Here is a 25,224-nt window from a genome sequence, read left to right as displayed (position 1 = left end):
ATATGTTAATAGATATCGATCAAATAAAAATAAAAAAAAGAATTAGAAAAAATTTAGGAGACATTGAAACTCTTAAAAACAGCATTATAAAACACGGATTAATTTATCCAATAATAATAGATAAAAATAAAAACTTGATAGCGGGGCTTAGAAGATATCAAGCTTTAAAAGAAATAGGTTATAAAGAAGTTGAAGTAAAGGTAATCTCAATTGAAAACAAAAAAACTTTACTTGAAATTGAACTTGATGAGAATAATGTTAGAAAATCATTTACAAGAAGTGAGGCAAACGAGGGAGAAGCTTACTTAAAAATTTATTCTGAAAGCAATATAATAATAAGATTCTTTAAATTTATTATCCTAAAAATTAAAAATATGTGTAAAAGAAAAAACAGAAAAATTTAAACCATAACAAAGGGGTGTGTTTATGTTAAATTACAAAAATCTTAATGAACTTGAAAATTTTAAAATCCTTGAAGGGATTGCTCCAGAAGTGCTCAAAACGGCATTAACTGGAAAAAGAATAAAAGAATACGACATTACAATAGAAGGAGATAGTGTACATTACAACTATGCTTCAAAGCAAATTAATGATAACCACCTTAAAATTTTTCAAAATTTAAGCGATGAAGCAAATTTAATAGAAAAATACAAAGAAGTGCTTGATGGGGAAAAGATCAATATTAGTGAAAATAGAAAAGTTCTTCATCACCTTACAAGAGGGCAAATTGGCAAAGACGTAATAGAAGATAATAAAGAAAACATGGGGGAGTTTTTTCAATCAGAACTTGAAAAAATATATAATTTTGCAAATCAAATCCATTCTGGGAATATTAAAAGTGCAAATGGTAAAAAATTTAAAAATGTAGTTCAAATAGGAATTGGTGGATCCAGCCTGGGGCCAAAAGCTCTTTATAGCGCATTAAAAAATTATGCAAAAAAACACAATCTAGCATTAATGAATGGATATTTTATTTCAAACATTGATCCAGATGAATCAGAAGAAGTATTAAGCAGCATTAATGTTGATGAAACACTTTTTATTATTGTCTCAAAAAGTGGAAATACATTAGAAACCAAAGCTAATATGCAATTCTTAATAAACAAATTAAAATCAAATGGCATAAAAGAATATAAAAAACAAATGGTCATTATAACATTAAAAGATAGTATGTTAGCACTAGAAGAAAAAGAATATCTTGAATATTTCTTCATGCATGATTCAATAGGTGGAAGATTTTCTCCAACATCAGCAGTTGGACTTACGCTACTTACTCTTTGCTTCACAGAAAAAATTGTAAAAGAAATTCTAAAAGGAGCCAATAGGGCCGACAAAAAATCATTAAACAAAAACGTAAAAGACAACGCAACTCTCTTGGCAGCACTAATTAGTATATATGAAAGAAATGTTCTAAACTACGGCAGCAACTGCATTATTGCTTATTCTAAAGCAATGGAAAATTTTTATCTTCACTTACAACAACTTGAAATGGAAAGTAATGGGAAAAGTGTAAACAGATTTAACGAAACAATAAACTACAAAACCGTAAGAATAATTTGGGGAGGCATTGGGACAGACGTTCAACACTCATTCTTTCAAATGCTTCATCAAGGAACAGATATAGTTCCAATGGATTTCATAGGTTTTAATGAGACACAACTTAAAGAAGATATAATATCTGATAATAGCTCAAGCAATGAAAAATTAAAAGCAAATTTAATAGCCCAAATAATAGCATTTTCAAAGGGCAAAGAAAATGATAACAAAAATAAAAATTTTAAAGGCGAGAGACCTTCTGCACTAATATATTCAAAAGAATTAACGCCTTATGCAATAGGAGCAATACTCTCCCATTACGAGAATAAAGTAATGTTTGAGGGATTTTTATTAAATATAAACTCATTCGACCAAGAAGGAGTTCAGCTGGGAAAAATTATTGCAAATCAAATTTTGAAAAACGATACTTTTGAAGATGAAATAATAGAATCTTATTCTAAAAAAATTTTAAAACAAGATTAATTAATTAATTTTAAATATATATCCTTAAGTTTAAAAAGAATGCACTAAGCTTATACAAGAGGTAAGAATGGACAAGGTAAGTATATTATATACATTAATTAATATTATAACAATGCTTATTCTAATAAGCATTGTTTATCTTTGCAAAAAGAAAAATGTCTCTTTTACAAAAAGAGTGTTTATATCATTAGCAATAGGAATAACATTTGGAATGACTATCCAATATTTTTACGGTACAAATTCATCTATAACAAACGAAACTATCAATTGGATAAATATTGTGGGTGATGGGTACGTAAGGCTTCTTAAAATGGTTATAATCCCCTTAATAATTACATCAATAATATCTGCAATAATAAAATTAACCAACAGTAAAGATGTTGGAAGAATGAGCTTGCTTGTAATATTAACACTGGTGTTTACAGCGGGTATTGCTGCCATAATTGGCATTTTCACTGCTTTAATATTTGGGTTAACAGCTGAAGGACTACAAGTGGGAACCAGAGAAATTTTACAAAGCGAAAAATTGCAAAAAGGCCTTGAAATATTAAATCAAACACCAATCACAAAAAAAATCACAGAGCTTATTCCACAAAATATATTTGAAGATTTAGCAGGACTTAGAAAAAACTCAACAATCGGAGTTGTGATATTCTCAGCCATCATAGGAATAGCCGCCCTTAAAACATCTATTAAAAAACCAGAATCAATAGAATTTTTTAAAAAAATAATATTAACTCTTCAAGACATAATATTAGGAATAGTAACTCTAATTTTAAAACTAACACCCTATGCCATATTAGCTTTAATGACAAAAATTACAGCAACAAGCGAAATCAAAAGCATAATCAAGCTTGGGGAATTTGTAATTGCCTCTTACATTGCCATAGGTCTCACATTTCTTATGCATATGACATTAATTGCAATAAACAAACTAAACCCAATTACTTTTATAAAAAAAATATCTCCAGCACTAACATTTGCATTCATATCTAGGTCTAGTGCCGCAACTATACCTATTAATGTAGAAATTCAAACTAAAACCCTGGGAGTAAGCGAAGGAATAGCAAATTTATCAAGCTCCTTTGGAACATCAATTGGGCAAAATGGTTGTGCAGCAATTCACCCTGCTATGCTTGCAATAATGATAGCACCAACTCAAGGAATAAACCCTACAGATATTTCATTTATACTCACACTTCTTGGATTAATAATAATAACTTCATTTGGATCTGCTGGTGCTGGCGGAGGCGCAACAACAGCTTCATTAATGGTACTCTCAGCAATGAACTTCCCAGTGGGGTTGGTAGGACTTGTAATATCTGTTGAACCTTTAATTGACATGGGAAGAACAGCTGTTAATGTGGGCGGCTCAATGCTTGCGGGCGTCATATCTGCCAAACAACTTAAACAATTCAACCATAATATATACAACCAAAAAGGGCTTGTAAACAAATAAATAGGAAAACAATAATGAAAATAATAATTATTGGAGGCACATCAGCAGGAACTAGTGCCGCGGCTAAAGCAAACCGATTAAACAAAAAGCTAGACATTACTATCTACGAAAAAACAAATATTGTATCTTTTGGAACCTGTGGCCTGCCCTACTTTGTAGGAGGATTTTTTGACAATCCAAATACAATGATCTCAAGAACAAAGGAAGAATTCGAAAAAACTGGAATCTCTGTTAAAACCAACCATGAAGTTATCAAAGTAGATGCAAAAAACAATATAATTGCAGTAAAAAATCAAAAAACAGGAAGCATTTTTAACAATACTTACGACCAACTTATGATAGCAACCGGTGCAAAACCTATTATCCCACCAATCAATAATATCAATCTTAAAAATTTTCATACACTGAGAAATCTAGAAGACGGTCAAAAAATAAAAAATTTAATGGATAAAGAAGAGATTAAAAATATAGTAATAATTGGTGCTGGATACATTGGAATTGAAATGGTAGAAGCAGCAAAAAATAAAAGAAAAAATGTAAGATTAATTCAACTAGACAAACACATACTCATAGATTCCTTTGACGAAGAAATAGTTACAATAATGGAAGAAGAGCTAATAAAAAAGGGGGTTGATCTTCACACAAATGAGTTTGTAAAAAGTTTAATAGGAGAAAAAAAGGTAGAAGGAGTAGTAACAAACAAAAATACTTATCAAGCTGATGCTGTTATACTTGCTACCGGAATAAAACCTGTTACTGAATTTTTAGAAAATCAGCTTAAAACTACTGAAAATGGAGCAATAATTGTAAATGAGTATGGCGAAACTAGCATAAAAAATATTTTTTCTGCAGGAGATTGTGCAACCATTTATAATATAGTAAGTAAAAAAAATGAATACATACCTCTGGCAACAACAGCCAACAAACTTGGAAGAATAATTGGTGAAAATTTAGCTGGCAATCGCATAGCATTTAAAGGCACATTGGGCTCAGCTTCAATTAAAATACTATCTTTAGAAGCCGCAAGAACAGGACTTACAGAAAAAGATGCAAAAAAGCTTCAAATAAAATATAAAACGATTTTTGTAAAGGATAAAAATCATACAAATTATTATCCCGGCCAAGAATATCTTTATATTAAATTAATTTACGAAGAAAATACCAAAATAATACTTGGAGCACAAGCAATAGGAAAAGATGGAGCCGTAATAAGAATCCATGCCTTAGCAATTGCAATCTATTCAAAACTTACAACAAATGAGTTAGGAATGATGGATTTTTCATATTCTCCACCCTTCTCAAGAACTTGGGATATATTAAACATTGCTGGAAATGCTGCCAAATAGAAAGAATTTAATCAATTAAATTAATTTAATTCTTCATGCTAATTGGTTGCCCTGTGCTTGAAAGAACATCTCTCCAAAAAGAACCATTTGGATTAACCTTATTTCTGTCAATTACTGCCATCTTAATCGGTATGTGCACAAATTTCGTACTCCACAAACTAATCAACATTTTTGTTTTACCAGTCATTGCAGCATGCACAGCATTCGACCCAAGCCTAGCACAATAAAGCGAATCACTAGCATTAGCAGGCGAACTTCTAATAATATAGCTAGGATCAATGTATTTAAGAGTAAATTGTATGTTTTTTGATTTAAAATATTCTGTAATTTTATCTTTAATATAAAGCCCAATATCTTCATAAAGAAAATTCCCAGAATCGTCTTTTTTTTTGGGGAAATGGTCAAAATATTTCTGACCTGCTCCTTCTGCTATCAATATTACTGCATGAGGAATCTCTTCTAAGCTTTCCTTTTCTAAAAGTCGTCTTTCAAGATGAACAAGAAATCCATTAGGCCCTTCTATATCAAAATCAAGCTCCGGAATTAAACAAAAATTAACATCATTAGAAGAAAGCGCAGTATGAGCAGCAATAAAACCAGAATCTCGTCCCATAACCTTAACAAGCCCAATGCCATTATAAGCACTATTAGCTTCAAAATGAGCACCAGCAACAGCTGCAACGGCTTGTTCTACAGCAGTTTCAAATCCAAAAGATTTTTGAACAAACATAAAATCATTGTCTACTGTTTTAGGAATGCCCACAACTGCTATTTTTAAATTTCTTTTTTCTATCTCCTCGGCAATAAGAAGAGATCCCTTTTGAGTACCATCCCCACCAATGTTAAAAATCATATTAATGTTCATTCTCTCTAAAGTATCAACTATTTCCACAGGTTTAATACCACCCCTTGAAGAACCAAGAATAGTGCCCCCAAATTTATTAATATCATCAACAACATCTGGATTAAGATTAATAAAAGGTGAATTTGATTCAGGAAGAAGCCCTTGATATCCAAATTTTACTCCATAAATATTTCGAACTCCATAAATTTTCCATAAAGTCCGCACAATAGAACGAATAACATCATTAAAACCGGGACAAAGCCCACCACAAGTAGTAATAGCGGCTTTAACATGCCTAGGCACGAAATAAATTTTTTCTCTAGGTCCGGCTTTTTCTAAAAGAACATCTTCATACTTATCTCCCTCATCCTCATTCCTATATACACTAAACTTGATTTTATTTTTTTCATTAACAAAATGTGAAGAACCCTCACTAGCATAAAAATCAATCAAAGGATTGTTTTGCTTGCACTCTCCTAAACTATCTATTTTAAAATCCAAATTTTCATTTTTAATCCTATACACCAAATACTCCTTTATAGAATTATAACTTAATTATTTTCTAATAAATCGACTTTGATCTTTAATCATATCGTATATATCATCATAAATATAAGGAGACCCTTCAATGGGAGATTTAATTAAATTGCCAGCTATGAATTCAAAATATTTATTCAATTTTGAACTTTTCTCAAAATCAATAAATGGCACTCTATTATTAATAGCCTCTCTAAAACTTTTTGCAAAAGGCACAAAACCTATAAACTCTATTGGTATATTAATATTGTTCTTAACAACATTAATCAAATTTTCACACATAGCAATCTCTTCGCTAGTTTCTATTCTATTTAACACCACTCTAGGATAAAAATTGTTCATCATCCTCTTAACTTTCAAAGAAGAACTCAAAGAAATAAGCTCAATCCCAACAACCAAATCTTTAAATCCAAGGTTTGTCCCTTCAATCTTATCTTTAAAAAAATTACCAATATAATCTCTTTCAGGACTTTTTTGCGGAAATCCCAAATATAAAAGACGATAAAGAGCATTTTTTAAAAAAGAATAAGCATTAAGTATAGAAGGGGTTTCCGGGATTGTAACAATTACACCGCTATAAGATGCCAAATAAAAATCTATTGTATTATAAGAAGTTCCAGATCCCAAATCTAAAAAAATAAAATCGGCAATAAGATCTTTTTGAATGGATTCTATAATCTTTTTCTTAATAGAAAAAGGAAGATTGGCTGTTCCTGTATAAAGGGCATCGCCTGGAATAAGGTAAAGTTTATCATAAGATGTTTTGCATACTAAATCTGAAAAACTTTTATTCTTTTTATTAATAAAAGAACCAATGCCCACACCCTTATTTTTGACTCCCAAACACGTATGTAGATTAGAGCCACCAAGATCAAGGTCAACAAGTATTACGGTTTTACCCAAACTAGAAAGCTTATAACCAACATTTGCAACAAAAGATGTTTTTCCAACACCACCTTTGCCACTTGCTACAGGAATAATTTTAGTCATTCTTAAACCCTAATTATCCTTATGATCTTTTTTAAAAATTTTCATAAAATTAAAAATCCCTAAAAATCTCGATTTTTTCTCAGCATCTTTATTTAAATTTTCATCCTCTTTAGAGCCCGAGATTAAATCTTTAATTAAATCTTTATTGTTTGTAAAATTTTCAATACTATCTGGTTTTCCGCAAATTACAATTTTATCATCTTTTAAAAAAAAATAATCGCCATCAACAAATTCATACCTAGAATTACTTAAATTTCTAACAGCAATAACTGTAATCCCACATTCTCTTCTCAGATCAGCTTCAAAAAGAGTTTTGCCAACATATTCTTTGGGGATAACAGTTTCAGCAACAATAATATCATACCCAATAATATTATAAGTTGAAAGATTCGGAGATACTAATAATGGAGTTAATCTTCTTGCAGCATCTTTACTTGGAAATATAATTTTTGTTGCACCAAGAGTTTTTAATATTTCAGCATCATCCCTATTTTCCGTTTTAACACATATTTCTTTCAAACCTAAAAGATTGCAATAGTGAGTAACAAGGGCACTTTTGCCAAGATCATCATCAAAGTCAATAACAACAGCGTCTGTATCTACTGGAATTATTTTTTTCAAAGCATTTTTAGTAAATTGCTCAACAACAAAGCTTTCTGTAGATATCACATCATATTCTTCAATAAGCTCTTTAGATGTATCTATAATAATAATTTGACAATCAAGCCTGCTTAAATCTTCAAGCAAATGAATTCCTAAATTACTAAGTCCAATAATAACAAATGTTTTCATATGCTTCAACCAACCAAAATATCTTGCCTTGGCCTTGTAAATTCTTCAAAACGCGACTTTCTTGAAACAAAAACAGCCATTGAAAAAAGCCCTATTCGTCCTGCAAACATAGTAAAAATTATAATGACTTTCCCCAAAAATGACAAATCCTGAGTTACTCCAACTGAAAGACCAACCGTTCCAAAAGCAGAAAATACTTCATAACCCAAATCAATAACTTTCCATTTGCCAGATCCTCCCTCAAAAAAAAGCAACATAAAAAAGGAAAAACTCAAAATAAAAATAGCTCTTGCAAAAAATAAAAGTGCAAATCTTATGCTATCTATTGAAACCTTGTAAGACCCAATAATATATCCATTGCCATTTTGATTTTTAACAACAGCTAATACAATTAAAAAAAATGTTGTAATCTTAATTCCTCCTGCAGTTGATCCGGGCGCACCACCAATAAACATGAATGGTAGAGAAATTATTTGAGTTCTTCCACTTATTAAAGAATTATCAAGATAATTAAAACCAGCTGTTCTGGTGCTAATCGAATAAAAAATTGAATTAAATATTAGAGTACTCATTGAATAACCAGCTTTTAATTTATGCATCTCTGTAAAAAAAAATAAAATTGCGCCAATTACAATTAAAAAAAAACTTAAAGAAAAAACTATTTTGGCGTGAAGCGATAGCTTTTTTTTGTTCTTAATAGTATTCTTTACATCTCTATAGACCATAAACCCAAGACCACCACAAATTATTAAAATAGAAACCACAACTATAGCTTCAGGAACATCTCGCCATGCATAAATACTCTCAGAGTGCATGGAAAAACCTGCATTGCAAAACGCAGAAATTGTCGTAAACAAAGCCTCTAAGAATGAAATATTAACTCCCCTAAGTTTAAAAAAAATAAGTATTAATATTAAACCAATCATTTCAATTGAAAAAGTTATAAATAATATGCTTTTTAAAATTCTAATAGGATTATATTCTATATTTGAAAGGGAATACTGTTTTATTATTCTTGCATCTGTTAAATTCATTTTCTTTTTAGGTATAAGCAAATAAAAAGTAGTAATACTTATAAATCCAAGTCCCCCAAGCTGGATTAGCAACATTATCAAAATAAATCCAAAAGTAGAAAAACCTTCCATTTCAACCGTTATAAGACCTGTAATGCTTACAGCAGAAACAGCAGTAAAAAGAGCATCAATGTATGCTAATTTGCCATCCCCTTGCCAGGAAATAGGCAACATCAATAAAAGAGAGCCTATAAACATAATTAAAACAAAATAACTAAAAAGTAAAAACTTGTCGCTAAATTCAAATTTCAACATATAATACAAAAAATTGTTTAAATTATTAAAAATCCATCATAGCATAATATTTTAACATTGAAATATTATCATAATTACATTATTTTTAATATATGTTTGAAATAGAATCAAAAGCATTTATTCCTCCAAAAGAGTTAAAAAGAATTATTAAGTTAGCAAATAAAAAATTTAAATTTATTAAAGAAGAAATAAAAACTGACATCTATTACTCAAACCAAAAAAAAATTATAAGAATAAGAAAATTAAATACTTTAGAAAAAATTGTTACATTTAAAAAAAAAATATTAGATAACAACAATGCTATAGAAATTAATAAAGAAATAGAATTCAAAATAGATAGTATGAACAATTTTTTAACCCTTATAAAAGAGCTTAAATTTAAAAAGCTATACAAAAAGATAAAAAAAAGTCTAATTTATCAAACTAATAATTTAAATGTAGAGATAAACGAAATAAAAAATCTCGGATTTTTTTTAGAAATAGAAAAAATAATTAACAATCAAAATGATATAGATTTGGCAAAAAAAGAAATTGATAACATAATCGATCAATTTGGATTAAAAGAAAACCTTGAAATTAGACCTTACTCCGAATTACTCTCATTGGCAAACCAAAGTAAAAAATAATTCATTGGAATTAGAACTTAAAGTAGAGACCACAATCCCTTGATTGCCATAAATTCCAATCTGGGGACTATTAGCATCACTTTTAAAATTCTCCAACTTATTTAAAAAGTACCAATTTTTATTCTTAAAATAAATTAATCTTACATTATTATTGTTTTCAAAAGCTAAAAACAAATTATTTTTATAAAGCCCAATGTCAGTACTTGAACCTTCCATTTCAACATTAGGACTTATATTAATCCATTTACTACTTTTCAAAGGACAAATGTTTACAATAGGTCTATTTTCAGAAACAAAACTCATAATTATTTGATTAAAATTAGAGTCAAAAAAGCCTTTAATAAAATTAGCCATATAAACAGAAGGAATATTCGCATTTACCCAAGTATTCTCGTTGTTTATAACAAACTCAGATTTAATCTCATTATTTGACCTATAATTATAAAAAATGCCCAAAAAAGGTTCAGATATTAGCCCAATGTTTGATGAATTAACATTAGAATCACCTTTGCTTAAATAAGCATGTATTACATCAGTCCAAATACTTCCGTAGCCCATATTTGAAATTAAATTTATTTTATATCCCCCTCCAATTTCTCTTAAATATGCTAAATACAGCCTATCTTTTAAATCAATGCTAATATTTAATAAAGATCCAAAATTTTCTATGTGGCCAGGACTAATATCAATCCATTTTCTACTATTAAATTTTTTAACTATAAGCTCACTGGCAAAATCAGGCCCTGATTTCGTAACAAAAGCAATATATAAATTCCCTTTCGAATTAATTGAAAAATCAAAATTAACTATATTGGTAATATTCCCATTAACAGATGAATCAAGATTAAACCAACCAACATCCTCAATAAATTCAGCAACTTTAATGTCATCGCTATTTTCTAGCTGATAGGCAATATAAATATTGCTTTTATAAATCCTTAATACATACTTTTTAAGCTTAGCGGTTAAATTTAAAACGGGTAAATCTTTTAAAGTAAAAAATAAATCTTCTTTTTCAATCTTAGATGTTTTAGCTTTCAGGAAATTGCCACTTAAAATTGAAAAATCTAAATCTGTAAGCGAAAACTTTATACTTTCATTTTTAGTGCCAACATATATTATTGCATAAAGAGAATTTTTATCTAATCTTATTTTAAAATCTCTTCTTTTTATTTTATCAGTTATATATTTTTTATTAGAAATATCATAAATTTTAAAAACAAAATCAGAATTTGAACTCTTATCTAGGGTTAAAATATAATCAGAAGATTTGCTGACTTTTAAATAAACACTTCCTTTTCCATTTTTACTTAAAACACTTAAGGGACTAATTTCTGTTAATATTTGATTTACTTGAGCCTGAATAAAAGAAAGTTTTGTAAATAAAAATAGCAAAATTAATGTCTTATTTATTTTCATATTTTTTTACATTCAAAAATATTAATACATATTCTAAAAATGATAAAATTGCAAAAAAAGCAGCACAAACATATGTCATTTGAACAACAAATAAAAATTTAAATTCAAAAGCTAGAATGTAGCTAATAAAATTTTGAACGGGTTCTGTAAAGTTGAGTTGATTTAAAGTATAAAATAAAAGGCTTGCAAAAGTGCAAACAGCATAAAGAAGTGACTTTAATTTTCCCAAAAATTTTGCTTGTTGAACTACATTAAACTGAATAATCAAATTTCTAACAAACCCAATAGAAATTTCACGATAAATAAATATTACAAAAAAATAATAAGGGGTAATACCTTTGTAAAAGAAAAAAACAAAATATGTTAAATGCTGCAAAACATCCGCATAAGGATCTAAAATTTTACCTACATTGCTAACAAGATCATATTTTCTTGCAATATACCCATCAATAAAATCAGTAAATTCATTAAAAATAATTAAAAACCAAATAATTCCAAAAAACAAATACGAAAAAAATATATTTTCCAAAAAAAATAAAATTAATATGATAAAGGAAAGTATAATCCTCGCTAATGTTATTTTATTAGGGGTAATGACCTTGATTAAATTATTCAATTTATCAAATCTCCTTATCTCTTATTTTAAATAAGATAAAGTTAAGAGCTTCATCAAGTTTAATTCCATTTATTTGATCATTTGTTCTTGTTCTAATAGATATTCTCTCTTCTGCTACCTCTCTCTCACCAATTATAAACATATAAGGTATTTTTTTAGCCTGATATTCTCTAATTTTAGCATTCATTCTTGAGGAGCTATTATCAAATTTTATTCTAATCCCCTCATTTTTAAATTTATTAAAAACCCTAATAGCATAATCTTCTACAATATTGTTAACAGGAATGATTACTACTTGAACAGGAGATAGCCATAAAGGAAACGCCCCACCATAATGCTCTACAAGAATTCCAAAAAATCTTTCAATAGACCCCAGTAAAGCTCGATGAATCATGAATGGTCTTTTTTCTTTACCATCCTCGGCAGTATAAGTCATATTAAACCTCTCGGGGAGATTAAAATCAAATTGAATTGTACTCATCTGCCACTCTCTCTCAAGCGAATCGACTATCTTAAGATCAATTTTGGGCCCATAAAAAGCACCTCCCCCCTTATCAATTTCATAAGGAACTTTAAAATCGCTTAAAGTCTCTTCAAGAACTTTTAAAGACATTTCCCAATCAGCATCATTTCCAACAGATTTTTCAGGCTTTGTAGAAAGATACGCCTTTAGGTTGCTAAAGCCAAATTTACTCCACATATAAATAGCAAACCTAAGAACCTCTTTAATCTCATCTAAAACTTGAGAATGGGTGCATATAATATGAGCATCGTCTTGAGTAAAACCTCTGGCTCTCATCATGCCATGCAAAGCACCTATCTTTTCATAACGATACACAGTGCCAAGTTCGGCCCATCTAAATGGTAAATCTCTATAAGAATGCTTACCTGTATTGTAAATTGCAATATGAAAAGGACAATTCATGGGCTTAAGATAATAATCACTTTTATCCATTTCTATTTTTTCAAACATGCTATCCTTATAAAAGTCTAAATGACCAGAAGTTTGCCAAAGCCAAGATTTACCAACATGAGGAGTAAAAAGAATATCATAACCATTTTTAGAGTGCTCTTCTCTCCAAAAATCTTCTATTAAAGCTCTTATTTTAGCACCATTGGGATGAAAAAAAACAAGCCCTGGACCAATCTCTTCATGAATAGAAAATAAATCAAGCTCTTTTCCAAGTTTTCTATGATCTCTTTTTTTTATTTCCTCTCTCAAATTAAGATAAGATCTTAGCTCTTTTTCATTATTCCACAAGGTTCCATAAATTCTGGTAAGCATTGGATTTTTTTCATTGCCTCGCCAATAAGCTCCAGCAATACTAGTAAGTTTAAATGCCTTTGGATCAATTTTATTCATGTTCTCAACATGAGGACCCCTACAAAGATCAATAAAATTGTGACTCTTGTAAATAGAAACTTCATTTTGTAAATCAAAATTTTTAATCAAATCAATCTTATAGGGTTCATCTTTAAAAATTTCAAAAGCCTGTTCTACACTTATTATCTCTTTTTCAAAAGAACTCCCGGTCTTTAAAATTTCTCTCATTCTATTTTCTATATCTAAAAGAGAATCTTCTGTAATTTGCTTTTCAAATTCAAAATCATAATAAAAACCATCCTTAATAGGAGGCCCTATTGCAATCTTAGTATTTGGAAATAAATCGCGAACAGCTTCTGCCATAACATGAGCTATTGAGTGTCTTTTTTTGTAAAGAATATCTTCTTTGTCTAAATCTTTGCTCACAACAATACCCTTGAACTTTCGATTTTTATTAAAAAATTAAAATTCACATTCATCACTCTTACGTAAAAATACGCACCTTAAATATTTATAATTACTAAATTAAAATATACAAAAAAATTTTCTAAAAAAATAGAGACAAGAAAACAAAAAACTTAAAATAAATTCTCAATCCATAGCAACTATTGATTCAATATTAAAATAAAAAGACATCGCTAAAAAAAATGTAATAGTAGAAGAACCTCCATAAGAGAGAAAAGGGAATGGAATCCCAGTAATAGGAAGAACCCCTAAAGACATTCCAACATTAAAAGAAGTATGAAAAAATAAAAGTCCAAAAATTCCAGATATTACTAAAGCCATATACCTATCTTGACTTTTATTCATTATTATCAAAAATTTTAAAAAAAGAAAAAAAAATAATATTAAAATAGTGCTAACACCCAAAAACCCAAACTCTTCAGCAAGAATAGAAAAAATAAAATCTGTGCTTTGAGATGGCACATAATTGGCGTGGGTATAAGGCCCCTTTAAAAATCCTTTTCCAAAAAGACCTCCAGAACCAATTGCTATTTTAACCTGATTCAAATTCCAACCAGCACCCTTAGCATCAATAGCCGGATCTAAGAATACCAAAAATCGTTTAATCTGATAAGTCTTCATCAACTTTGAAAGGACCTTTGAAAGCACTATTGAAACCAATAAAATAGAACTTGCAAAAAATACATAAAAATAAATTATTTTAATACTCAAACCATATTTAGAAATAAAAAATCCTAAAACAGAAATCAAAAGTATTAAAAGCAGCACTCCCATTATTACTCTAAAATAAAAAGGATTTGAAAAAATAAGATAAAATACATTGCCCATATTCACCTTATATTCATACCAAACTGGCAAAATTGCAAAAACAAAAGAAAAAAACCCTATCAACGCAAATGCCAAAACATAATGCAAATCTATTCCTGCAAAAAAAGAAATAAATATAAAAATGGTTAAATATACTATTGCTGTCCCAAAATCGGGTTGCAACAATATAAGAATCACCGATGGAAAAATTAATAAAAATGCAGCAATAAAGGTAAAAAGTTCATTATAACCCTTTTTTTCAGTATAAAATTTTGAAAGGGTCAAAATAATAATAACTTTACCAAATTCAGAAGGCTGTCCTCCAAGTTTCCATATACCAATCCAAGATTTTGCTCCATTTACAGTCATTCCAAAAAATGCAGTAAAAATTAAAGCCAGTATTAATAAAAAATACAAAGGATATACTATGCTATATACAAATTTTAAATCATATTTACCCACTATAAAGATTAAAAAAAATCCAATAATTATCCAAAAGGTTTGTTTTATATATTCATTCTTAGTTAAAGATCCACTAATATTATAATCGCTAGAATAAATCAACAATATACCAACAAAAGAAACTATAAGTAAGCTTATTAAAGCCAAATAATCATAATTTTTTCTAAAAACCATTAACCTACCTAATATACCATGGCCTATAACCCTTAAGAATATCTTCATAACTTTGATTTGCAAAAATACCTTGCATTATTAAATCTGTAGATTTTGCAGGCCACCAATCCACATTACTTTTTGCCTCAACCAAACTAAAAACAATAATTTGATTATCAGCTGAACCGTTATAAGGGGCAAGTCCAATAAAAGAACTATTTTCAAAACCATCTATACCAGTTTGACCAGTACCTGTTTTCCCTCCAACCTTAACAGCTTTTGTAATAACTGCATATCTTGCTGTACCATAAGTTACAACACTTCTCATGTATTTTTTCAGAAGTTTAAATGTGCTTTTACTAATAAGATTTGTCTTTCTTAATATTTCTGGTTTATTCTCAAGAATAACTTTATTAGTACCACCCTTTAAAATTTTATTTACAATTCTAGGTTTATATACAACACCTTCATTTGCAATCATAGCAACCATATTAACAATCTGCATAGGAGTAGCATTTAAAAATCCTTGGCCTATTGAAAAATTTACAGTATCTCCTCCTACCCAAGGCTGATTAAAAGTTTTTTCTTTCCACTCAGGACTAGGAAGAAGGCCGGCTACTTCATTTGGCAAATCAATCCCTGTTTTCTCTCCAAACCCAAATTCTTTTGCATATTTTCTAATCCTATCAACCCCAAGATACTTAAGCCCAAGCGTATAAAAATACACATTAGAAGAATGTGCAATCGCCTCTTCTAAATTAACATATCCATGCCCACCAGGTTTCCAACAATGAAAAATTCTATTTCCAACTTTAAAATGTCCAGGACAATAAATTTTACGATCTTTATCTATAACTCTCTCCTCAAGAATGGCAGCAGCAACTACTAATTTAAAAATAGACGCAGGCGGATAAACAGATTGAATTGCTTTATTTAAAAAAGAGTAATCTTCCTTATTATCTTTATTGTAAACATCTCTCATAGAATAATAAGGATAATTATGAAGAGCAAGAACAGACCCTGTTGATGGTTTTAATACTACAATAGAACCATACCTTTTGCCTAAAGCATTCTTAGCAAGATCTTGAATATTTTTATTAATATTAAGCACAACATCATTACCTGGCACCATATTTCTTATAATAGAACCATCGTCTATTCTTCTCTCTTTAGAGTCTACTTTGTATTTTATTAATCCCTCTTGCCCTCTAATGTAATTATCATAAACTTGCTCAATGCCTAACTTTCCTATCGTAGAAGTATTATCATACCCACTAACATTATAAAACGTTCTAAGTTCTCTTTGATTTATTTGACCAACATAACCGATTGAATGTGAATATGAATCGTCAACTAAATAGTTGCGCTTAAAAGAATAGGTCCATAAAAGAGCTGGATAATAAAATTTTTTTTCAGAAATTTTAAATAACATCTTTGGAGTAAGTTCGATTATTTCAACATCTTTAAGATACCCACCAGGTTCTTGAAGCTTAGATAAAATAATTGATTTATCAATATCTAGGGTGCTTGATAAAAAATCTATCATCTCAATTCTAGTAGCAACAGGCATATTATAATACTGTTGTAAACTTATCTTCAAAATAAACATAGTTAAATTATTTGCCAAAATATTGGAATTAGAATCTAAAATCTCACCCCTTGAAGCATTGATTTTTTCCAATCTCGATAAAAAAACATTGGCTTCTCTGTCGTAAAATAAATGCTTGCCAATTTGCATTTGAAATAAAATTGCCAAATAAAGCAACATAATTGCTATTAAAAAAAATATGCCGAACTTGTATCTAAAATTTGTTATAACGCCCACTAATAATCCTCTTTAAAAGAATAAAAATTTCTAGTAAAATAATTTTGAATTGGATATAAAAAGTTAATAGACATTATATTTACAACAAGGTCAAGGTTAAAAATTGAATAATTAAAAGATTTTAAATCTATAAAATCATAAAACACAATAGCTAAAAACCATAATATAACTTTCGAAAAAATAAAAAATATTGTCATGCTAAGCATATTTTTAGGCATGAATAATTTTATTTTATTGTTAAAATAAAATATTATTGTATACCCAAAAACAAAAAACCCAAGTGGCAACCCTGTAAAATAATCCATAAGAAGCCCATATAAAATACTAGATAATAATCCCACATTAAAAATAAAATTTAAAGAATTAAAAACTAGAAAAATTAAAAAAATATCTATTGAAAAATAAAAATAAGTTGCAAAATAATGTTGAAAAATTTTACCTAAAAATGCGCTAGAAATAAAATATGTAAAAAATGCTGCCATTATTCACCAATCTCTTTGTTATTCTTAACAAGAAAAACATACTCAAGCTTATCTAAAACTATAGCTGGCTCTACTTCTATTTTTAAAAGAGAATTGTAATCAAGAATATGAAAATTTGTAATCTTTCCAATATAAATACCAACTGGATATTCACTAAATCCAGCAGTAACAATAGAATCTCCTATCTTTAAATCTTTTTCAGCAAGTCTATTAACGTAATTCATTTCAAGTTTTTTACCATAACCATTGCCTTCTATAAGACCTATAAACCTACTACTTTGAATCCTTGCGGACACAAAATTTTCATAATTAGTTAAAGGCAAAATTTTAGCAGTATTAGAATAGACCTTTACAACTTTACCTACAAGACCACTAAATCCATCTTGATATGCAACTGCTATCATATCCTTTTCTATCCCATCATTGAATCCTTTATTAATAGCCATTAAAGTCGATATGTTTGAATAGTTTAGATATATAATCTCTGCTGAAATAAAATCACTAGAGCTTGACGAATAAAAATTTAATTGCTCTTTAAGACGAACATTCTCTTGCCTTAGTGACTGTATATTCTGAGTTACTATTTCAAGCTGTTGTATTCTTTTTTTATAAAATTCTATCTTGTCCTTGTAATTTTTGTATTCATTTACAGTTTTAAAAACATTGGAAATAAAACTAAAAATCCCATGCATTCTGCTTTGAATATAAGAATTAAGAGTAAAAAACAAAAAATTATCATTTCTTCTCTTTTGAATACTGCTTGAATCATAAATCATAAAAACAAGAGAAACTATCAATACTAAAAGTACTTTGATAAAATTCTTGAATTTGACAAGAAAATTCATAACTTATTCATTGATAAAACTGTAAATATTCTTACTAATATCTATTCTATTGGCATAATCATAAAATAAACCGGCACCAACAGCTACAGAGAGAAGCGGATTATCTGCAACATAAACAGGAACTCCGGTTTCTTTTGAAAGAAGCCTATTTAAACCCTTAAGAAGGGCACCTCCGCCTGTCAAAATGATGCCACGCTCAACAATGTCTGTAGCAAGCTCTGGAGGCGTTGCACCAAGAGTACGCTTAACTTCATCCACAACAACATTTATAGGTTCTTGTAAAGACTCCCTTACTTCCATAGAATCAACAAGCTGCTTTCTAGGAAGACCAGTTACAGCATCTGTACCCTTAATATCTATTTTTTCTACCCTTAAATTTTGAATATCAGGATATACATTTCCTATCTTAATTTTCAATTTTTCTGCTGTCTGCTGACCAATTATAATATTATGAGAATTTCTCATATACTTTATTATGCTCTCATCAAATTCATCACCACCGGTTCTAATTGCTCTACTTACAACCATGCCGCCAAGAGAAATGACAGATATTTCTGTAGTTCCACCTCCAATATCACACACCATGTGACCTGTAGGTTCAAAAATAGGAATATCAGATCCAATAGCAGCTGCAAGGGATTCTTCTATTACTTTAACTTCTCTTGCACCAGCATTCATTGCGCTCTCTTTTACAGCTCTTCTTTCAACCTCTGTAATACAAGTAGGAACGCCTATTACCATTCTTGGCTTAAAAAACAATTTTTTACGAGAAAAAATTTGATTAATAAAATATTTGATCATCTTCTCTGTATTCTCAATGTCAGCAATAACCCCATCTCTAAGTGGGCGCACAGCTTTGATATTTTCTGGAGTTTTCCAAAGCATCTTTTTAGCATTTCTGCCAACCGCAACGACCTTATTACCTTTGGTAACATCTATTGCAACAACAGAAGGCTCACTCATAACCACACCATAATCTTTAATATAAACCAATGTATTACATGTTCCAAGATCAATGCCAATATCTATCAAAAAAGACTTAAACAAATTCAAATCAACCTCCCTAAAAGTCTTCCAAAGTAATTCCAAGTCTCTCTCTTGCTGCTTCTAAATAAGGATTAAGATTGAGAGCTTCTCTCCAGTATTTTCTAGCCTTAGGATAATCTTTATCTTTCTTCCTATATATATCTCCTATTTTAACATAAACGCTAGAATTTGAACTATTAATTTCTAGAACTTTATTATAGTAATCAAAAGCATTGTCATAATCACCTTTATCTAATAGAATGTCTCCATAAAGCAAATATACCTTTTGAATTAAATTTTCATCCGTTTTCTCACCCTTTGACAATTTTCTTTTTTCTTCTTCTATTATTCTTTTTATATACTCAAGGCTTTTATTTATATCATTCAGCTTATAATTAACATACGCCAAACTCCAAAGCACCAAATCTGATTTATTTTCATTAAAAGCTTTTTCAAAAAACTTTAAACTGGACCTGTAATCTCTTAAAAGCTGATAAGAATATCCCAAATATTCAAAAATATCTTCTTTAATGTTCATGAAATCAAAATTATCAGCACTTAAAGCCTTCTTTAAAAATTTTACAGCAAGCTCACTATAAAACTCTCCTTTATGAGAATATGCCTTTCCTAATATATAATACAAAGGACTTATAGAGACTCCCTCATTTATAGAAATTAAAAATCTCAATCTTTCTATGGATTTATCTAAAAATTCTCCCTTTAAATATCCTTCATTTACTATTAAAGAATAATAAAAATATGAAAATCCCAAAAGTAAATTTAAATTAAAATCAAATCTATGATTTTTAATATCATTCTCAACATAATCTATTATTTCTTTATATTCTTTTTTATCCCACAGTAAAAGCAAATCAACTTCTGTTGGCCCTGCTTTTAAATAAGAACTAGAAAAAGATTTAAAATATGATAAAATATAGTAAATTAAAAAAATGAACATGAAAATCATAAATGAGTAAAAAATATATCTTAAATATCTTATTTCCATTTAAAACTCTCTTTTAGGTTAATGAAATTAAGCTGACACCCATAAGCCGAGTTCTGTACTATGCCATCATCTCTCTTGTTTTTTTATCGCTAAAAAAATCGTGCGATCTACCCGTAAGTATGTCCTCAAGAACAAAGGTTGCTTACATACTTGATCTTGCTCCTAATGAGGTTTATCTTGCCTGTATTTATTGCTAAATAAGCGGTGAGCTCTTACCTCACCTTTTCACCCTTACCTTTTTAAGGCGGTAATTTTCTGCGACACTTTCTTAGGTTTAAAACCCCTAGGCATTACCTAGCATTATGTTCTTATTGGAGCTCGGACTTTCCTCTTAAGCTTTAATTAAAAAGCTAAGCGATGGCTGACTGCCAGCTTAAATAAAAAATATCAAATTAATAAATTTTATTCAACAAGATCTGCTAAACTACCAGGAATTATTTCATCACTTATTTGAATTTTATCCTGATAATAAAGTATTCTACTACAATACGGACAAAATTTAATATCGTTGGGCTCACGTCTTACTTTGTTTGCAAATTCAACAGGAAGTATCATATGACAACCTTTGCAAACATTGTTCACCAAGGGAACAACTCCATTTGATTTATTTCTTATTATTCTTTGAAATTTAAATAAAAAATCTTCATTCATTTTAGAAGTACAATTTAGCTGTTCACTCTCTATTTCTAAAAGCTTCTTTTCAATTTCTAAAAGCTCTTGCTCAAAACTACTGCTTTCAGCCCTAAAACATTCTTCTTCTTTGCTGTGCTTCTCGTTAACATCTAATATTTCCTTTTCTATTTTAGTTTTAAGTCCATTAACATGTGTCATCTTTTTTCTAATCGTAACTTCATCGTCAATAATCACTTGAAGTTCTTTTTCAAGAGCTTCATATTCTCTTTGCGTTTTAATGCTATCAATTTTTTCTTCAGCCTTGCTCTTTCTTGAATTAATATCTTGAATATCTAACTTTAAAGCAGAATCTTCTTTTTGATATTCCTTAAACTTTTGTTGCAAATCAACAAGAACTTTCGATAATTCTTCAATCTGATTTTTTTTCGCCTCCAAATACTTGGGAATACTTTTTCGTCTTTCTTCAAGCTCAAACTTAGACTTATATATAACTTCAAGTTTTTTTAACGTATCAATATTATTTTCCATCAATCCTCCGTTCAATTTAAATCTTCAAGATAATCTTTTAACTTTTGAGTTTTTTTGGGGTTTTTAAGCCGCCTTAATGCCTTAGATTCAATTTGTCTAATTCTTTCTCTTGTAACATTAAAATGAAGTCCAACCTCTTCAAGAGTTAAAGAATAGCCATCTTCAAGCCCAAATCTCATTTTTACAACTTCTTGTTCTCTTTCAGGAAGAGTTCCAAGAATTGCTCTTATTTGATCTTGCAAAACTACAAAAGATGTGTGATTTGCGGGATTTTTTATTGCCTTATCCTCAATAAAATCGCTAAGAACAGAATCCTCCTCTTCTCCAATTGGTGTTTCAAGAGAAACGGGCTCTCTTGAAACACTCTTTACCGTTTTTACCTTTTTAAGCTCCCATCCAAGTCTGTCTGAAAGCTCTTCATCTGTGGGATCTTTGCCTAAAACTTGAATTAAATATCTAGTTTCTCTATTAAGCCTATTTATTTGTTCAATCATATGCACAGGAACCCTAATTGTGCGAGCTTGATCAGAAATAGATCTTGTTATAGCTTGTCTAATCCACCAAGTAGCATAAGTTGAAAATTTAAAACCTCTCTTATATTCAAACTTTTCAACAGCCTTAATCAATCCAATATTGCCTTCTTGAACAAGGTCAAAAAAATGAAGACCTCTGTTTGCATATTTTTTAGCAATACTTACAACAAGCCTTAAATTAGCCTTAATTAATTGATCTTTAGCGTGCTGCATCATTTGCTTGCCTTTAGCAATTTCTTCTGACATGCTTATTATTTTATCCGTTGGATATTCATAATACATCTCAATTCTTTCAAGTTCTTTTTGAGCAAGCTGAGCCTCTGTGATCTGCTCTTTAATAGCATCTTCTTTAAGTTTGAGAGATTTTTCTATCTCTATTTTTTTTTCAGCAATAGTCAAATCTCTTCCAAGAACTCTCAAATCTCTTATTTTTTCAATTTTCAATCTGCTTAGAATTATTTTTTGCTGTCTTTGCAAATCCTTTATTTTATTAGCAGAGTCAATATAATCATCTGAAAAAATCCTTAGTTCCTCTTGATACAAAGGAATGTCTCTTAAAAGCTCCTTTAGAGCTAATCTTTCTTTTTTTAAATTCTTTTCAAAAATATCCCCCCCAAGATCATACACCCTATGCTTATTATCTACATAACTTATTAAACGATCTTGAATTGGTTTTAAAGGAATTTTGTAAAAAGAGGCAATTCTTTTTTTTTTATTATAATAATCCGGACTATTCTCTTTATCCTTATCTTTTTCTCTTTTAAAAAACTCTTCCCTTTCCATTCTTGAATAAATAGTATTCACAAGATTATAATAATTTTCTATAACAAGTCCTTCATTCTTAAGAATATTCTCAATGATACTCTCCCCAGAATCCATTTGTTTTGCAAGTTCAACTTCTTGATTTCCCGTTAATAAAAACTCTTTTCCTATTTCCTTTAAATAAAGTTTGATTGGATCTTCTGAGTGGCTATCTTTCAAGGCATTGTTTTTAATATACCCTGAACCTAAATCATCCTTGACAGAAATATCTTCTTCATCACAATCATCCAGCTTATCATCAATGCCAATATCTTCCTCATCACTTTGAAACCCATCATCTAAAATCATAAAATTTCTATCAGATTCAATTTCAACTTCTTCCTCTTCATCATTTCCATCTTCGCTGACAACCAGATCTAATTCCGAAATTTTATTAACTAACCTTATGCCCCTATCTTCAAGAACAGAGCAAATAAAATCAAGAATCTCTGGTTCTAATATGTCATCGGGAAGTAAATTTGATAATTCACTAAAACTAAGAGATTTTCTATCCCCTAAATGAGTAATAATACCCTCTATCAGTTTCGAATACTTCTTTTCCAAATCCGACAAAACCTAACTCCCTGGAACATCATCTATGTAGATTTTTAAATTTTTTCTCTGCATATTTAAAAACATTAACTCATTTATTTGAATCTTAGCATTTACCAAAGAGTCCCCATCATATCTTTTTTTGCAAAGCAAAACACGAGAATCTAATTTTCTTCTCTTGATTGCAAGTAAAATATGAATGAGCATCTCATCATCTACTTCAAACTCAGAATTTAAAATTTCTTCAAAAAAAAATTCACTAACTTTATAGGTATCCTTTAAATCTTTTTTTAAATCCATTAATGAAAAATCTTTATTATTTTCAAATAAATTTTCAAAGCACATAAAAATTTTTCTGGCATCAATATTAACTAAATCACTATCAATAATATTGCGCCTTACTGTACTAAAATAATTAAAATTTTTCAACAAAGCTACTATTAGATACCTCTCATAAGAATCATCATTATGAGCATACAAATTTCTTTTATTATTGTCAACTACAAATCTTTCTTTTATTCTATAATAATCTTTTAATAAAGTTGTCACACCAATACCAAGCTTATTGCTTAGCTTGTCTAAAAAAATTTTTTTCTGAGTATCTACTTTTGATAAATTTATCAAATTTAAAAATAAATTAATCATGGCATTTAAATCTACAGTTTTATTTAAATCATATTTATTAGAATAAATATCTAAGAGATATTCAAAAGCATCACATCTATTATTTAAAATTTTTTGCAAAGCGTGTGCACCCTCACTTTTAAAAACATCTGCGGGATCAAGACCAAAATCCATTCTAACAACACTAACATTGATATTAAATGGCAAACAAATTTGATAAGCTTTTAAAGTTGCAGAAAGCCCAGCATCATCCCCGTCAAAAGACAATATTATCTCATCAGCATATCTTTGAATCAAAGCTAGATGTTCTTTTGAAAAAGCAGTGCCAAGAGTAGACACAGCTCTCTTAATCCCAGATGCAAAAAAAGCAAGAACATCTATATATCCTTCTACCAATATAACTGATTTTGTAGATTTAATCTCCTCAAAACCCTCATAAAATCCATAAAGAAGTTCCCTTTTTTTAAAAACTTCAGTTTCACTTAAATTAATATACTTAGAACTTTTCCCATCTAAATCTCGACCCCCAAAACCAACAACATTTCCTTTAAAATCTTTAATTGGAAAAATTAATCTTTGAGATAGAATAGAGGCTTTTGGATTAGTTTTTGAAAACAAACCACTTTTTCTAAGTATTTCAAAAGAGTATCCTTTTGAAATCAAAAAATCATGAAGCTCTAACCCATTTTTAATGTTAAATGGCAAATATCCAAGTTCAAATAAATCAACGATTTCCTTAGATATTGCTCTACTCTTTAAAACATAATCTAAAGCTTTTTTGTTTTTATTCAAAAAAAATTTAATTGTATTAATTAGCCTAGAATTCAAAGAGTAAATTTTTGAAACTATGTCTTTATTTTCATTTTTATTTTCACTTTCTCTACTTATTTTTAAATCATCATAATGAATACCGAATTTTTCACATAAAATCTTAAGAGCGTCATTGTAATTGATTTTTTCCATATCCATTAAAAATCCAATAACATCCCCACCCTTTTTGCATCCAAAACAATAAAAATATCCTTGCAAAGGATTTACAAAAAAAGAGGGAGTTTTCTCAGCATGAAAAGGGCAAAGTCCTTTATAGGCAGATCCCGATTTAACAAGCTTAATATACTGCTCCACAATAGTTACAATATCAAATTTGCTTTTAATTGAGGCCGCCGTTTGTAAATACTTCAT

Annotated in this window: 21 protein-coding genes and 1 other RNA gene; 5 read left to right on the top strand and 17 right to left on the bottom strand. The window is 29.2% G+C overall.

Features of this window, described 5'->3' with window-relative positions:
- The first annotated feature begins 2 nt into the window (after positions 1-2).
- The 4 genes from QIA46_RS03680 (at position 3) to QIA46_RS03665 (ending at position 4,824) form a co-directional block, all read left to right on the top strand.
- Positions 3-404: a ParB N-terminal domain-containing protein gene (locus QIA46_RS03680; RefSeq protein WP_317268470.1), complete on the top strand. Its 402-nt coding sequence runs from the start codon at positions 3-5 to the stop codon at positions 402-404.
- 22 nt (positions 405-426) lie between these two features.
- On the top strand, positions 427-2,019 hold the full coding sequence (locus QIA46_RS03675; RefSeq protein ID WP_317268469.1) for a glucose-6-phosphate isomerase: 1,593 nt from the start codon (positions 427-429) through the stop codon (positions 2,017-2,019).
- A gap of 67 nt (positions 2,020-2,086) precedes the next feature.
- Complete coding sequence (locus tag QIA46_RS03670; RefSeq protein ID WP_317268468.1) at positions 2,087-3,478, top strand: L-cystine transporter; 1,392 nt, start codon at positions 2,087-2,089, stop codon at positions 3,476-3,478.
- A gap of 14 nt (positions 3,479-3,492) precedes the next feature.
- Positions 3,493-4,824 carry a CoA-disulfide reductase gene (locus QIA46_RS03665; RefSeq protein WP_317268467.1) on the top strand — a complete coding sequence of 444 codons (1,332 nt, stop codon included), beginning with the start codon at positions 3,493-3,495 and terminating at the stop codon, positions 4,822-4,824.
- Positions 4,825-4,849: 25 nt separating this feature from the next.
- On the opposite strand, the gene QIA46_RS03660 is transcribed toward QIA46_RS03665, so the two are convergent.
- The 4 genes from QIA46_RS03660 to QIA46_RS03645 are packed head-to-tail and all read right to left on the bottom strand — an operon-like array spanning position 4,850 to position 9,315.
- Positions 4,850-6,193: an ATP-dependent 6-phosphofructokinase gene (locus QIA46_RS03660; protein WP_317268466.1), complete on the bottom strand. Its 1,344-nt coding sequence runs from the start codon at positions 6,191-6,193 to the stop codon at positions 4,850-4,852.
- Between the two features lie 30 nt (positions 6,194-6,223).
- A complete protein-coding gene (locus QIA46_RS03655; RefSeq protein WP_014023934.1) occupies positions 6,224-7,195 on the bottom strand; it encodes a MinD/ParA family protein in 972 nt (323 codons plus the stop codon).
- Between the two features lie 9 nt (positions 7,196-7,204).
- Complete coding sequence (locus QIA46_RS03650) at positions 7,205-7,987, bottom strand: potassium channel family protein (protein ID WP_014023933.1); 783 nt, start codon at positions 7,985-7,987, stop codon at positions 7,205-7,207.
- 5 nt (positions 7,988-7,992) lie between these two features.
- Entirely contained in the window at positions 7,993-9,315 is a 1,323-nt protein-coding gene (locus QIA46_RS03645) for a TrkH family potassium uptake protein (RefSeq protein ID WP_317268465.1), read from the bottom strand.
- Between the two features lie 92 nt (positions 9,316-9,407).
- Here QIA46_RS03645 and cyaB point away from each other — a divergent pair, with 92 nt between their 5' ends.
- The gene (cyaB, locus tag QIA46_RS03640; RefSeq protein WP_317268464.1) at positions 9,408-9,941 is read left to right on the top strand and encodes a class IV adenylate cyclase; all 534 of its coding nucleotides are present in this window, start codon (positions 9,408-9,410) and stop codon (positions 9,939-9,941) included.
- On the opposite strand, the gene QIA46_RS03635 is transcribed toward cyaB, so the two are convergent.
- The 13 genes from QIA46_RS03635 to dnaG form a co-directional block, all read right to left on the bottom strand.
- Positions 9,915-11,360, bottom strand: coding sequence for a hypothetical protein (locus QIA46_RS03635; protein WP_317268463.1), 1,446 nt, complete (start codon positions 11,358-11,360; stop codon positions 9,915-9,917). The genes cyaB and QIA46_RS03635 overlap by 27 nt on opposite strands.
- Positions 11,347-11,976 carry a CDP-diacylglycerol--glycerol-3-phosphate 3-phosphatidyltransferase gene (gene pgsA / locus QIA46_RS03630; protein WP_317268462.1) on the bottom strand — a complete coding sequence of 210 codons (630 nt, stop codon included), beginning with the start codon at positions 11,974-11,976 and terminating at the stop codon, positions 11,347-11,349. The genes QIA46_RS03635 and pgsA overlap by 14 nt, the downstream gene beginning before the upstream one ends.
- A 4-nt stretch (positions 11,977-11,980) precedes the next feature.
- On the bottom strand, positions 11,981-13,726 hold the full coding sequence (gene thrS / locus QIA46_RS03625) for a threonine--tRNA ligase (protein WP_317268461.1): 1,746 nt from the start codon (positions 13,724-13,726) through the stop codon (positions 11,981-11,983).
- Positions 13,727-13,891: 165 nt separating this feature from the next.
- Complete coding sequence (rodA, locus tag QIA46_RS03620) at positions 13,892-15,208, bottom strand: rod shape-determining protein RodA (RefSeq protein WP_301341842.1); 1,317 nt, start codon at positions 15,206-15,208, stop codon at positions 13,892-13,894.
- A gap of 4 nt (positions 15,209-15,212) precedes the next feature.
- Positions 15,213-17,012, bottom strand: coding sequence for a penicillin-binding protein 2 (gene mrdA, locus QIA46_RS03615; RefSeq protein ID WP_317268460.1), 1,800 nt, complete (start codon positions 17,010-17,012; stop codon positions 15,213-15,215).
- Entirely contained in the window at positions 17,012-17,494 is a 483-nt protein-coding gene (gene mreD, locus QIA46_RS03610) for a rod shape-determining protein MreD (protein ID WP_316256381.1), read from the bottom strand. Before mreD ends, mrdA begins: the two co-directional genes overlap by 1 nt.
- Positions 17,494-18,339 carry a rod shape-determining protein MreC gene (mreC, locus tag QIA46_RS03605; protein WP_317268459.1) on the bottom strand — a complete coding sequence of 282 codons (846 nt, stop codon included), beginning with the start codon at positions 18,337-18,339 and terminating at the stop codon, positions 17,494-17,496. Before mreC ends, mreD begins: the two co-directional genes overlap by 1 nt.
- 3 nt (positions 18,340-18,342) lie before the next feature.
- Entirely contained in the window at positions 18,343-19,392 is a 1,050-nt protein-coding gene (locus tag QIA46_RS03600; RefSeq protein ID WP_044054999.1) for a rod shape-determining protein, read from the bottom strand.
- 10 nt (positions 19,393-19,402) lie between these two features.
- Complete coding sequence (locus QIA46_RS03595) at positions 19,403-20,371, bottom strand: tetratricopeptide repeat protein (RefSeq protein ID WP_317268458.1); 969 nt, start codon at positions 20,369-20,371, stop codon at positions 19,403-19,405.
- Positions 20,372-20,395: 24 nt separating this feature from the next.
- An RNA gene (rnpB, locus tag QIA46_RS03590) (RNase P RNA component class A) lies at positions 20,396-20,747 on the bottom strand.
- 26 nt (positions 20,748-20,773) lie between these two features.
- Positions 20,774-21,532, bottom strand: a complete 759-nt coding sequence (locus tag QIA46_RS03585) for a zinc ribbon domain-containing protein (protein WP_317268457.1) — start codon at positions 21,530-21,532, stop codon at positions 20,774-20,776.
- 11 nt (positions 21,533-21,543) lie between these two features.
- Complete coding sequence (gene rpoD, locus QIA46_RS03580; RefSeq protein ID WP_317268456.1) at positions 21,544-23,439, bottom strand: RNA polymerase sigma factor RpoD; 1,896 nt, start codon at positions 23,437-23,439, stop codon at positions 21,544-21,546.
- A gap of 3 nt (positions 23,440-23,442) precedes the next feature.
- On the bottom strand, positions 23,443-25,224 hold the full coding sequence (dnaG, locus tag QIA46_RS03575; protein ID WP_317268455.1) for a DNA primase: 1,782 nt from the start codon (positions 25,222-25,224) through the stop codon (positions 23,443-23,445).

It is taken from the genome of Borreliella carolinensis (genome assembly GCF_032595855.2).
Lineage (GTDB): Bacteria > Spirochaetota > Spirochaetia > Borreliales > Borreliaceae > Borreliella > Borreliella carolinensis.
The sequence above is the reverse complement of the archived record's forward strand: the minus strand, read 5'-3'. Positions and strand labels throughout refer to the sequence as shown.